Source organism: Bacillus cereus group sp. MYBK5-2 (assembly GCF_051915685.1).
Lineage (GTDB): Bacteria > Bacillota > Bacilli > Bacillales > Bacillaceae_G > Bacillus_A > Bacillus_A cereus.
Window position 1 is genome coordinate 148,354 of record NZ_JBQAFE010000002.1, and the last position, 12,094, is coordinate 160,447.

Sequence of the window (12,094 nt, forward strand, 5' to 3'; positions counted from 1 at the left end):
GGAAAGACCATGAATAACAACATGGTTCATATTACAATTGACGGAAAAAAGTATACAGCGGAGCCCGGTTCAACGATATTGGGTGTTATTAATGAGAACGGGATTGAACATCCGCAAATTTGTTACGTGCCAGAAGTAGATCCTATTCAAACATGTGACACTTGTATTGTAGAAGTTGACGGAAAGTTAATGCGATCTTGTTCGACAGTAGTGATGGAAGGTATGAACATTGAACGTGCTTCTGTTCGCGCAAAAGAAGCACAAACAGAGGCGATGGATCGGTTACTAGAAAATCATTTATTATACTGTACAGTATGTGACAACAACAATGGGAACTGTAAACTGCATAATACAGCAGAATTAATGGAAATTGAACATCAAAAATATCCGTATGAACCGAAAGTAGATGTAAGTGAAGTTGATATGACGCATCCGTTTTATCGCTATGATCCTAATCAATGTATTGCATGCGGTCAATGCGTTGAGGTGTGTCAAAACTTACAAGTAAATGAAACGTTATCGATAGACTGGGAAGCGGAACGCCCACGAGTTATTTGGGATGAAGGAGTAAATATTAATGATTCTTCATGCGTTAGCTGTGGTCAATGTGTAACGATTTGTCCTTGTAACGCTTTAATGGAGAAAACGATGCTCGGTGAAGCTGGATTTATGACGGGATTAAAACCAGATATTCTTGAACCGATGGTAGATTTAATTAAAGAAGTTGAGCCTGGATATAGCGGTATTTTTGCGGTATCAGAAGTGGAAGCGGCCATGCGTGATACTCGTACGAAGAAAACGAAAACAGTATGTACATTTTGTGGTGTAGGTTGTTCGTTTGAAGTGTGGACGAAGGGGCGTAAAATTCTTAAAGTACAGCCATCTTCAGATGCACCAGTTAACGCAATTTCCACTTGTGTAAAAGGGAAATTTGGTTGGGATTTCGTAAATTCTAAAGAACGAATAACAAAACCTTTAATTCGTAAAAATGGAACGTTTGTTGAATCTACATGGGAAGAAGCACTGAATGTAGTTGCAAATAAATTAGGCGCTATTAAAGAAGAGTACGGTAAAGGTTCTATCGGATTCATTTCTTCCTCTAAAATTACAAATGAAGACAATTATGTAATTCAAAAATTAGCTCGACAAGTATTTGGAACGAATAATATTGATAACTGCTCACGTTATTGCCAATCACCAGCAACGGATGGTTTGTTCCGTACAATTGGTATGGGCGGTGATGCCGGAACGATTAAAGATATTGCGCAATCTGGTCTTGTTATTATTGTAGGATGTAATCCGACAGAAGGTCATCCTGTTCTAGCTACACGTATTAAACGTGCACATAAATTACACGGACAAAAGTTAATTGTAGCTGATCTTCGTAAAACCGAAATGGCAGAGCGATCAGATGTCTTTATTAGTCCAAAACAAGGAACAGATCAAGTTTGGTTAATGGCTGTTACGAAATATATGATCGATCAAGGTTGGCATGATCAGGAATTCATTAATGAGAATGTAAACTTCTTTGAAGATTTCAAAGAAAGCCTAGAGGAATATACACTTGAATATGCAGAAGAAGTAACAGGCATTTCAAAAGAAACACTTATTCAAATGGCTGAAATGATTCGTGATGCAGATGGTACATGTATCCTTTGGGGTATGGGGGTAACGCAAAATACAGGTGGTTCTGATACTTCCGCTGCAATTTCAAACTTACTTCTTGCAACAGGGAACTATCGTCGTCCAGGAGCAGGTGCATACCCACTTCGAGGCCACAATAACGTACAAGGTGCTTGTGATATGGGTACTTTACCAGGATGGCTTCCAGGATATCAGCACGTTACGAACGAAATGGAACGTGCGAAATTTGAAACTGCTTACGGAGTGAAAATTGATAGTGAACCAGGTCTTAATAATATCGAAATGCTTCACGCAATTGACGAAGGAAAAATGAAAGCAATGTATCTTGTAGGAGAAGATATGGCTCTTGTAGATTCTAATGCAAATCATGTACATGAAGTGTTATCGAGCCTTGATTTCTTCGTTGTGCAAGATGTTTTCCTTTCTAAAACTGCTCAATATGCAGATGTTGTATTACCAGCAGCGCCATCTCTTGAGAAAGAAGGTACTTTCACAAATACAGAGCGCCGTGTCCAAAGATTATATCAAGTTCTTCCTACGCTAGGAGATGCGAAACCAGACTGGTGGATCGTCCAGGAAGTTGCGAATAAACTAGGTGCAAACTGGAATTATAGCCACCCAAGTGAAATCTTTGCTGAGATGGCAAGTTTATCACCAATGTTCTCGCAAGCGAACTATGAAGTGCTTGAAGGATGGAACAGTTTCCATTGGGGAAGTTTTGATGGAACGAATACACCACTTCTGTTCCAAGACGGATTTAACTTCCCAGATAAAAAAGCTCGTTTTGCGATTGCTGACTGGGTACGTCCAGCTGAATTTCCAGCTGAGTTTGACCTTCACATTAACAACGGTCGTATGCTTGAGCATTTCCATGAAGGGAATATGACAAATAAATCAACAGGTATTCAAACGAAAGTACCTGGTGTTTTCGTTGAAATCTCTCCAGACCTTGCAAAAGAACGTGGCGTAAAAACAGGTTCGTTAGTTCGTCTTGTCTCTCCTTTTGGAGCATTAAAATTACGTGCACTCGTTACAGATCGTGTAAAAGCGAATGAGTTATATTTACCGATGAACTCTACAGATAACGAAACGGCAATAAATTTCTTAACAGGTCCTGCTGTGGATGTACGTACGAATACACCTGCGTATAAACAAACAAAAGTACGTATGGAAGTATTAGAAGTTGATGGCGAAAATCCGATGCCAAAAGCGAACCCACGCAATAAAAAACGTCACCCTCAAGCTGGAATTGAGGTACATCGTAAGTGGGCACGTCCAGGGTATGTGCATTTAACGGATAAGTAGGAGGAGAAAACTATGGCTGCACCTATAAAAATGATTCAAAAACAAGAATTAACTGAGGAAGAAATAAAACAGCAAAAGTTAGATGATTTAAAAGAGCTTCTAACTAATAATGAAGAAGCTCTAAATCAGATGTTTAATATAGTAGGGGAATTAAATGACATTGGAATGCTAGAAGCTGCAAATTCAATGCTAAAAGCGAAAGAACCAATTGCGAAAATTGTTCTAGGTCAAGTAACTCGTGAGCCTGTTACAAATTTAATTAATAATATGATGGGCGCTGCAGGTGCGTTAACTGAACTTGACCCAGAACTTACGAAAAAGCTTATAGGTAGTTTATTAGTCGGGCTAGAAGAAGGTAATGAACATCTAGAAAGTAATAAAAAAGTAGGGGTATTCGATCTTATGAAAGTATTGAAAGACCCAGATATTAACCGTGCTATCGGGTTTGGGCTTCATTTCTTAAAAGGTATGGGGAAAGGGTTAAAAGACGAATAAACTTCATGAAGTGAACCTTTCCGCCCAAATATTTGTAGGAAATAGTTTGGGCGGAAGGCTCATTTTGGTAAAATATATAATAGAGTAAAATGAGGCTTTTGGGAGGTATAATTGTATGTCAAAAAAAGTACATGAATTTAATGATATGATACGAAAACTTCGAAAGGAACTTTTCGGAAAAGGACCAGAACGAATTCATACTGTTTTTGCGGAAAATATGGCTATAGCGACTCTTTATGGAAACTTAACACCTACTGAAAAATTTATTTCAAGTACGATGGACGGTGCGGAAATGGTTCATATGGCTAGAACGAAAATGATTCAAGAAGTGTATGCTGCGAATTCCCGTGAACATTTGGAGGAACTTGTTGGAGCGAAATTAGTGAATTTGTTTTCAGATATGAAAGTAGAAGAAGATATTGCAGTTTCTGTATTTGTTTTTGATAAAAATATAACGTGAGAGAAGGATACTGATCGTGAAACCGATACAGGTAGAAAGAGAAATCTTTCGTTATGAACAAGGAGCATTTAAATATATAGAGGACAGCATTGTAACAGAGTTTCCTGTCACCATTAAAATGAACGGACAGGAGTTTGTTACAATGGTTAGTACTCCAGAATATATAGAAGATATGGTAATAGGCTTCTTAGCGTCTGAAGGAATCATTCGGAAGTATGAAGATATTGATAGTGTATGGGTGCAGGAGAAAGAAGGATTTGTGCATGTAACAACGACAAAAGTAAATCCGTATTATGAACAAATGCAAAATAAACGCTATATTACGTCTTGTTGTGGTATGAGTAGGCAAGGGTTTGTTTTTGCAAATGATGCACTAAGTGCAAAAAAAATGAAGGGTGTCCATGTACAGGTTGCTGCCGATGATTGTTTTCGGTTAATGAAAGAAATGCAGCAATCTGCGGATACGTTTCATCGTACTGGTGGGGTTCATAATGCAGCTTTATGTGATGTGAATGGTATTATTTTAAGCCGAATGGATATTGGTAGGCATAATGCACTAGACAAAATTTACGGTTATTGTTTAAGAAACGATATTTCTATAAAAGATAAAATCATTGTTTTTAGTGGTCGTATTTCTTCGGAAATATTATTGAAAGTTGCAAAAATCGGTTGTGAAATTATACTATCAAAATCAGCTCCAACTGAGTTAGCTTTGCAACTAGCGGAAGATTTAGGTATTACGACAATAGGATTTATTCGTAATCACTCCTTAAATGTATATACCCATCCAGAACGTGTTTTAAATATAAAATAAAAGTGAGGCAATGAAGATGAAATCAGTTACATTAGACAAGTTGCAACGTCCGTTAAAGGATTTACGTATTTCAGTTACTGATCGCTGTAATTTTCGCTGCCGATATTGTATGCCAGAAGAAATATTTGGTCCTGATTACTCGTTTTTGTCTAATGATAAAATTTTATCTTTTGATGAAATTGAAAGGATAACACGTATTTTCGTTTCTTTAGGTGTGAGAAAATTACGGATTACAGGCGGAGAACCGTTACTTCGAAGAGGGCTTCCAAAGCTTATTGAGCGCCTTAATAAAATTGATGGTGTAGAAGATATCGGTTTAACAACCAATGGATCGTTACTTAAAAAGTTTGCTCCTGATTTATATAAGGCGGGACTATCACGTGTAACAGTTAGCTTAGATTCCTTAGAAGAAGAGCGGTTTTTCTATTTAAATGGTAATAGGAGCAAAGTGCAAAGGGTTCTGGAAGGAATACAGGCTGCAGCTGAAGTTGGAATGAAAATTAAAATAAACATGGTCGTTCAAAAGGGAAAAAACGAACAGGACATTTTGCAGATGGCGCAATATTTTAAGGAAAATAAGCATATTCTTCGTTTTATTGAGTATATGGATGTTGGAAATTATAATGGTTGGGATTTAAAAGAGGTCGTCTCTAAACAAGAAATAGTAGATACGATTCATCAAGTTATGCCGTTAGAACGGATAGAAGCAAATTATTCAGGTGAAGTGGCTACTAGGTATCGTTATATAGGAAGCGATGAGGAGATAGGTATTATTTCATCAGTAACAGATTCTTTTTGCTCATCATGTACGAGAGCTCGTATTTCTGCAGAAGGAAAATTATATACTTGCTTATTTGCTTCTAAAGGAAGTGATTTAAGAGAATTGCTTCGTTCTGAACATACAGATGAGGACATTACAGATGTAGTACGCAATATATGGAATAATAGGGAAGATCGTTATTCAGATGAACGCTTAAATCATACAAATAAGAAAACAATACCTAAAATTGAAATGTCACATATCGGTGGTTAATATATAAAGCTAGCGTCATAGTGAAAAATGGAAAATTTACAAGAGTTGTGGATTTTCTATTTTATAGTAAAAGTGATGATTGATATCTCTGTAAAAGATGTGCAGAGAAATTAAGCAGCATTCAAAAACCTTTATTTTGAGAAGGTTTTTTGAAGCTGCTTTTTTATTTGGAGAAAATGGAGGAATGGGTAATGGCATTTCATAAGCCGGAACAAATTGCTGAGCTTGTCATTGAGGCCGGTGTTCAAAAAGTAAGACAGACATTGCCAGCGATGCTTATTCTCGGTTTTTTAGGAGGAGCGTTTATTGCGATAGGTTTTTTACTTAACATTCGAGTTTTAGGGAATTTACCTGAGCGCTGGGGAAGTCTAGTGAATGTTTTAGGAGGAGCAGTATTTCCTGTTGGACTCATGCTCGTAGTATTAGCAGGAGGAGAATTAATTACGGGAAATATGATGTCACTGTCTATGGCGCTTTATGCAAAGAAAATTACATTGATAAGTGTACTGAATAACTGGGTTTGGATTACTCTCATGAACTTTATTGGGGCAATTTTCGTTGCGTATTGCTTTGGACATCTTGGCGGATTAACAGAGGGAGAGTATTTAAATAAAACGGTAGCGATAGCGGAAGGGAAGTTACATGAATCATTTGGGAGGACTTTGATTTTAGCAATTGGTTGTAATTGGCTCGCTTGTCTTGCTCTTTGGCTCGCTTACGGGACGAGTGATTTTGTCGGGAAAATCATCGGAATTTGGATTCCAATTATGGCATTTGTAGTGATTGGATTTCAGCAAGTAGTAGCAAATATGTTTGTCATTTCCGCTGTTATTTTTGCTGGTCATCTAACGTGGATGGATCTGGCTAAAAATTTTGTTCCTGTTTTTATCGGAAATGTAATTGGAGGAGCTGGGTTTGTTGGTTTTGCTTACTTTGCTTGTTATCAGAAACAACATTCTAATATGAAATAGAGTTCTTGAGAGGAAGGGTATGTAATGGCTGATCGGTATTCACGGCAACAGTTGTTCAAACCAATTGGGAGTAAAGGACAAGAAAAAATTCGAAATAAACATGTGTTAATTGTAGGGGCAGGCGCATTAGGAAGTGCAAGTGCCGAAAGTTTCGTACGTGCAGGTGTTGGCAAGTTGACGATTATTGATCGTGACTACGTTGAATGGAGTAATTTACAAAGGCAACAATTGTACTCTGAACAAGATGCGAGAGAGAAAATGCCGAAAGCAATTGCTGCAAAAAATCGGCTAGAACAAATTAATTCGGAAGTACAAATACATGCTTTCGTAATGGATGCAACTTCAGAAAATATGGAAGGTCTATTAAAAAATGTAGATGTAATCATTGATGCAACAGATAATTTTGATATTCGATTTGTAATAAATGACTTATCACAAAAACATAATATTCCGTGGGTATATGGTTCTTGCGTTGGATCATATGGTATGAGTTATATAATTATTCCGCAAGAGACACCGTGTTTACATTGTATGTTGAAAAATATCCCTGTTACAGGTGTGACGTGTGATACCGCTGGGATTATTAGCCCGACTGTTCAAATCGTCGCAGCATATCAAGTGGCAGAAGCGCTCAAAATTTTAGTGGAAGATTTCTCAGCAATTAGAAAAACATTTTTCATGTTTGATATATGGAGTAATCAAAATCATTTTATAAAATTAGGAAAAATAAAAACAGACGCTTGTCTCTCATGCGGTTTGAATCGAACTTATCCTTATTTATCATACGAAAGTCAAACGAAAGCTGCTGTTTTATGCGGAAGAAATACAGTTCAAATTAGAACAGTAGACAATAGGAAATACCATTTTGATGATATAGAAAAAGTATTACAAAAACTGGGGAAAGTAGATCGGAATCCGTATTTACTATCTTGCCGATTCGATGATTACCGCGTGGTTGTTTTTCGAGATGGTCGTGTTTTTATTCATGGTACAAATGATATTTCGAAAGCGAAACAACTATATTATCGCGTATTCGGTTAATAGAGAGGGTGTCAACAATGGAAAGAAGAGTGCCAATTACGGTTGAAGAAGCTGTTCGTAAAGTGATGGGATTTGCTGATAAAGGCTTAAAGGAGCTATTACCAATTGAATTAGCTTATGGACGTATACTAGCAGAGGATTTAGTAGCTGACCATGATGTACCGTCATTTAATCGTTCGCCGTATGACGGATTTGCTATTCGAGCAGAAGATACTAATTTAGCAAGTTATGAAACGCCAATTGTATTTGAAGTAGTGGGTGAAATTGGTGCAGGATCCCTATTCCATGAGAAAGTAGGTCCGTTTCAAGCAGTTCGAATTATGACGGGAGCACAAATTCCAAATGAGTGTGATGCGGTTGTTATGTTAGAGCTGACTCGTCAATATGAGAAGAATGGCAACAATTATATGGAAGTGAAGCGATCATTCAAAACGGGCGACAATATTTCTTTTCAAGGTGAAGATGCTCGTAAAGGAACAGTTCTTGCAAAGAAGGGAGCGTACATTAATCCAGGTATTTCAGCTCTTCTTGCTACATTCGGTTATAGTGAAGTACCAGTTGCGAGAAAGCCTGTAATTGGACTGTTAGCGACTGGGAGTGAATTACTGGATGTCAATGATTCATTACAGCCAGGGAAAATCCGAAACAGTAATACGTACATGATATTGTCTCAAATTCGAAGAGCGGGCGGAAGAGTAAAATATTTTGGGAAGTTTTGTGATGATTTTAATACGTGTTTTACAGCTGTGAAAGAAGCGCTTGGCCAAGTAGATATGTTAATTACAACGGGCGGTGTATCAGTAGGAGATTATGATTATTTACCAGCTATTTACGAAAAGTTAGGTGCATCTGTTCTTTTTAATAAAGTTGCCATGCGACCAGGAAGTGTTACGACTGTAGCACAATTAAATGGCAAGTTATTATTTGGTTTATCAGGAAATCCATCAGCTTGTTACGTAGGGTTTGAATTATTCGTAAGACCGTGTATTCGGACGTATATGTTTAGTGAAAAAGTACATTTAAAAAGAGAAAAAGCGTTATTAGGAGAAGATTTTCTAAAACCGAATCCATTTACAAGATTTGTACGAGCAAAATTGCAATATGATGAGGGGAAATTAATCGCTTATCCATCAGGGTTTGATAAATCTAGCTCAGTTTCTTCATTGGCAGAATCCAACGCGTTTATGGTATTGCCGGGCGGGACAAGAGGATATAAAAAAGATATGTTTGTCGATGTTCTTTTATTAGAAGATAACGAAGGTAGTGAATGGCCTTGGACATTTCATAAAGTGAGAGGTGGTTTTAATGGGACAAGTGCTATTTGAGATTGTAGATAAACCGATTTTAGTTGAAGAAGTAACGAATAAAGTCGCAAGAAGGGAAGCAGGTGCGATTACAACATTTATTGGTACGGTGAGAGAATTAACAAAAGGAAAACGAACGCTACATTTAGAGTATGAAGCATATAAACCGATGGCAGTAAAACAACTTATGAGAATTGGTGAAGAAATTAGTGAGAGATGGCTGGATGCAAAAGTAGCAATTACGCACCGTGTAGGGCGGCTAGAAATAATGGATATTGCGGTAGTCATTGCAGTTTCATCACCGCATCGTAAAGTAGCTTATGAAGCGAATGAGTACGCGATTGAACGTATAAAACGAATCGTTCCAATTTGGAAAAAAGAATTTTGGGAAGATGGAACGATGTGGGTTGGAGATCAACTTGAAAACACACCTTATCCAGAAGGAAAACCAAAGAAGGAAGAATGAGAAAATGATTACAATTTTACTGTTTGCAAATTTGCGTGAGGAAGTTGGATCGGATCGATTAGTAATTTCAGAAAAGCAAGAAATGACAGTGCAGCAATTAAAAGAATGGCTCAAAGCCAGCTATTGTTTACAATCGCTGGATAAAGTGATGGTGGCTGTTAATGAAGAGTTTGTAATGAATGAAGAGATGATAAAAGCCGGAGATATAGTCGCATTAATCCCACCCGTTAGCGGGGGATAATAAGCTTTTTCACCAGATGAAGTGCCAAGAAAATGTTGTATATAAATTAGAATAAGAGAAGGGATGAGTTCTATGCTTACTCAAGAACAAATAATGAATGCATTAAAACATGTAGAGGATCCAGAGTTACACAAAAGTGTTGTAGAATTAAATATGGTTAGAAATATACAAATGAACGGAACAGAGGTTAAACTTGAAGTAGTACTAACAATCCAAGGTTGTCCGTTAAAAGCAAAAATTCAACAAGATATTGAAGAATCGCTTCACGCAATTGGTGCCTCTAAAGTGGAGGTAACATTTGGTTCTATGACACAAGAAGAACGTGCAGCTTTAACAGAGAAGTTAAAGCGAAATACTAGAACAGAAACTGGTATGCCGAGCATGCTTCGCCCGAATTCAGGAGTACGTTTTATTACTGTAACGAGCGGAAAAGGCGGAGTTGGAAAATCAACGGTGACAATTAATCTTGCAACTGCACTAGCTCGTATGGGCAAAAAAGTGGGGATATTAGATGCAGATATATATGGTTTTAGTATTCCGGCTATGATGGAAACGAATAAGAAACCAACGATGATTGATCAAACGGCAATTCCAGTCATTAGTCACGGTGTTAAAATCATGTCGATGGGATTCTTTACAGAAGGAAATAACCCAGTGATGTGGCGCGGACCGATGCTAAATAAATGGATTCAAAATTTCCTTGCGAATACGCACTGGGGAGAATTAGATTATTTATTACTTGATTTACCACCAGGTACAGGAGATGTTGCGATTGATGTTGCAGCGATGATTCCGCAAGCGAAAGAAATAATTGTTACAACTCCGCACAATATAGCTTCATTCGTTGCTTCAAGAGTTGGTGTAATGGCAAAACATACGAAGCATGAGATTTTAGGTATTGTGGAAAATATGGCTTATTATGAAGAACAAGATGGATCGAAAAATTATCTCTTCGGAAAAGGCGGCGGCGAAATGTTAGCAGAACAATTGCAAACAGAAGTAATAGCACAAGTACCTTTTGCAAAACGCGAAGAAAATAGCGGTTCATCTGTATATGATGAAGATTCTCTTGTTGGAGAAGTGTTTACATCGTTAGCAGAAGATATTATTTATAAAGGATAGAGGAGGAATTTTTTATGAAGTGTAATATCGATCATTCTATTGAAGATGTAATGAATAAACTTGAAAGTCAAAAGAGTTTTTTATCTGAAGAGATTTTTAAAGGGTTAAAGGGATTTTTGCAAGGTAATCATTCACAGGAAACATTAAATGATATTTTTCATCTTCTAAAAAAGTATGATTTAGTTAGTGAAGAAGAACGAGAGACGAGAAATGCACAATTATTGCACATTATGAGGTAAGATGAATACTCTTTGGCTTTAGAATTTTTCCAGGAGGGGTGAATGTGGTGAATATGAAAAAGATGATTGAAGCGATAGAAGCAGCAAAAACGAATGACGTAACATTATCGATTTCTCATTTACATCAAAAGCTTGTGAAGTTGTATAGTCAAAAAAATAGTGCAGAATATACGGAGCTATTAAAATATATTTTATCATTATCCGTGCAGATGGATTTACATTTCGTATTGAAATATTTTGGTGTGCGACCGGTTGTTGCTTCAGATGAGCGCATGCAATTTCAAGAGATATTTAAATGTCTAGCTAAGAAAGATGATAATGGGGAATGGTTTTTAAATTTGGTTTCTTTATATGTCGGTTTACTTGTAGTACTTCATTTTGATGAGAAAGAGATTAAAAGAAACTTTTTTGGTGATATGACTACAGTAGGTGAAGGAAATGAAAAAGAAATATAAATATATACTCATAACATCTTTCTTTTTAATAGCTGTAATCGCGCTTTTTATTGGCTATGTAAATATGAAAGTAATGAATTAAGAACAACCAACTAAACTAGTGTGCTAAAAAGTGATCTTCAGTTGTTTCCGTCGTTTTTTCGTGTTACTATTAATCGAATTTTTCATAAGGAGAGAAAGCGATGAAATGGATTTATTTTCTTATTATTAACGTTATAGCTTTTAGCCTTATGGGGCTTGATAAACGAAAAGCAAAGAAGAAACAGTGGAGAACGCCAGAAAGTACGTTGTTTTTATTGGCGGCAGCTGGAGGAGCAGTTGGAGCTTGGATCGGCATGTATATGTTTCATCATAAAACTCATAAAAAGAAATTTGTTTTCGGCATACCGTTACTTGTTGTAATAACGGTATGTTTATTATTCGTTGTATGAGAAATGTCGAAAGAAATGCAGATTGATTATTGGTAAAGTGAGCATGTGAGACCGTATAATGGAGAAAAAATGA

General features: G+C 36.9%; 14 protein-coding genes. All 14 read left to right on the plus strand.

The window, feature by feature from the left end:
- Positions 1-9 precede the first annotated feature (9 nt).
- The 14 genes from fdhF (at position 10) to ACTFP3_RS09135 (ending at position 12,021) form a co-directional block, all read left to right on the plus strand.
- The gene (gene fdhF, locus ACTFP3_RS09070) at positions 10-2,949 is read left to right on the plus strand and encodes a formate dehydrogenase subunit alpha (protein ID WP_440010126.1); all 2,940 of its coding nucleotides are present in this window, start codon (positions 10-12) and stop codon (positions 2,947-2,949) included.
- A 12-nt stretch (positions 2,950-2,961) separates the two neighbouring features.
- A complete protein-coding gene (locus tag ACTFP3_RS09075; protein WP_000729897.1) occupies positions 2,962-3,444 on the plus strand; it encodes a DUF1641 domain-containing protein in 483 nt (160 codons plus the stop codon).
- A 115-nt stretch (positions 3,445-3,559) separates the two neighbouring features.
- The gene (locus ACTFP3_RS09080) at positions 3,560-3,904 is read left to right on the plus strand and encodes a DUF2294 domain-containing protein (protein WP_000039582.1); all 345 of its coding nucleotides are present in this window, start codon (positions 3,560-3,562) and stop codon (positions 3,902-3,904) included.
- Between the two features lie 16 nt (positions 3,905-3,920).
- Entirely contained in the window at positions 3,921-4,718 is a 798-nt protein-coding gene (fdhD, locus tag ACTFP3_RS09085; RefSeq protein ID WP_266003183.1) for a formate dehydrogenase accessory sulfurtransferase FdhD, read from the plus strand.
- Positions 4,719-4,734: 16 nt separating this feature from the next.
- Complete coding sequence (moaA, locus tag ACTFP3_RS09090) at positions 4,735-5,751, plus strand: GTP 3',8-cyclase MoaA (RefSeq protein WP_324659731.1); 1,017 nt, start codon at positions 4,735-4,737, stop codon at positions 5,749-5,751.
- Positions 5,752-5,942: 191 nt separating this feature from the next.
- Positions 5,943-6,722, plus strand: coding sequence for a formate/nitrite transporter family protein (locus ACTFP3_RS09095; protein WP_440010131.1), 780 nt, complete (start codon positions 5,943-5,945; stop codon positions 6,720-6,722).
- Between the two features lie 24 nt (positions 6,723-6,746).
- A complete protein-coding gene (locus tag ACTFP3_RS09100; RefSeq protein WP_326036422.1) occupies positions 6,747-7,763 on the plus strand; it encodes a molybdopterin-synthase adenylyltransferase MoeB in 1,017 nt (338 codons plus the stop codon).
- A 17-nt stretch (positions 7,764-7,780) separates the two neighbouring features.
- The gene (locus tag ACTFP3_RS09105; RefSeq protein ID WP_326036421.1) at positions 7,781-9,088 is read left to right on the plus strand and encodes a molybdenum cofactor synthesis domain-containing protein; all 1,308 of its coding nucleotides are present in this window, start codon (positions 7,781-7,783) and stop codon (positions 9,086-9,088) included.
- Positions 9,069-9,533: a molybdopterin synthase catalytic subunit MoaE gene (gene moaE, locus ACTFP3_RS09110; RefSeq protein WP_000531881.1), complete on the plus strand. Its 465-nt coding sequence runs from the start codon at positions 9,069-9,071 to the stop codon at positions 9,531-9,533. The genes ACTFP3_RS09105 and moaE overlap by 20 nt, the downstream gene beginning before the upstream one ends.
- 4 nt (positions 9,534-9,537) lie before the next feature.
- A complete protein-coding gene (moaD, locus tag ACTFP3_RS09115) occupies positions 9,538-9,774 on the plus strand; it encodes a molybdopterin converting factor subunit 1 (RefSeq protein ID WP_000628500.1) in 237 nt (78 codons plus the stop codon).
- 72 nt (positions 9,775-9,846) lie between these two features.
- Positions 9,847-10,896, plus strand: coding sequence for a P-loop NTPase (locus ACTFP3_RS09120; RefSeq protein ID WP_440010135.1), 1,050 nt, complete (start codon positions 9,847-9,849; stop codon positions 10,894-10,896).
- Between the two features lie 14 nt (positions 10,897-10,910).
- Positions 10,911-11,135, plus strand: coding sequence for a hypothetical protein (locus ACTFP3_RS09125; RefSeq protein ID WP_440010137.1), 225 nt, complete (start codon positions 10,911-10,913; stop codon positions 11,133-11,135).
- A 47-nt stretch (positions 11,136-11,182) separates the two neighbouring features.
- Positions 11,183-11,590: a hypothetical protein gene (locus ACTFP3_RS09130; protein WP_440010624.1), complete on the plus strand. Its 408-nt coding sequence runs from the start codon at positions 11,183-11,185 to the stop codon at positions 11,588-11,590.
- Positions 11,591-11,772: 182 nt separating this feature from the next.
- Positions 11,773-12,021, plus strand: coding sequence for a DUF1294 domain-containing protein (locus tag ACTFP3_RS09135; protein WP_326036419.1), 249 nt, complete (start codon positions 11,773-11,775; stop codon positions 12,019-12,021).
- The last annotated feature ends 73 nt before the right edge of the window (positions 12,022-12,094 follow it).

Coding starts and splice junctions, on each gene's coding strand:
- fdhF (WP_440010126.1), top strand. CDS start 10: ATGAATAACAACATGGTTCATATTACAATTGACGGAAAAAAGTATACA.
- ACTFP3_RS09075 (WP_000729897.1), top strand. CDS start 2,962: ATGGCTGCACCTATAAAAATGATTCAAAAACAAGAATTAACTGAGGAA.
- ACTFP3_RS09080 (WP_000039582.1), top strand. CDS start 3,560: ATGTCAAAAAAAGTACATGAATTTAATGATATGATACGAAAACTTCGA.
- moaA (WP_324659731.1), top strand. CDS start 4,735: ATGAAATCAGTTACATTAGACAAGTTGCAACGTCCGTTAAAGGATTTA.
- ACTFP3_RS09095 (WP_440010131.1), top strand. CDS start 5,943: ATGGCATTTCATAAGCCGGAACAAATTGCTGAGCTTGTCATTGAGGCC.
- ACTFP3_RS09100 (WP_326036422.1), top strand. CDS start 6,747: ATGGCTGATCGGTATTCACGGCAACAGTTGTTCAAACCAATTGGGAGT.
- ACTFP3_RS09105 (WP_326036421.1), top strand. CDS start 7,781: ATGGAAAGAAGAGTGCCAATTACGGTTGAAGAAGCTGTTCGTAAAGTG.
- moaE (WP_000531881.1), top strand. CDS start 9,069: ATGGGACAAGTGCTATTTGAGATTGTAGATAAACCGATTTTAGTTGAA.
- moaD (WP_000628500.1), top strand. CDS start 9,538: ATGATTACAATTTTACTGTTTGCAAATTTGCGTGAGGAAGTTGGATCG.
- ACTFP3_RS09120 (WP_440010135.1), top strand. CDS start 9,847: ATGCTTACTCAAGAACAAATAATGAATGCATTAAAACATGTAGAGGAT.
- ACTFP3_RS09125 (WP_440010137.1), top strand. CDS start 10,911: ATGAAGTGTAATATCGATCATTCTATTGAAGATGTAATGAATAAACTT.
- ACTFP3_RS09135 (WP_326036419.1), top strand. CDS start 11,773: ATGAAATGGATTTATTTTCTTATTATTAACGTTATAGCTTTTAGCCTT.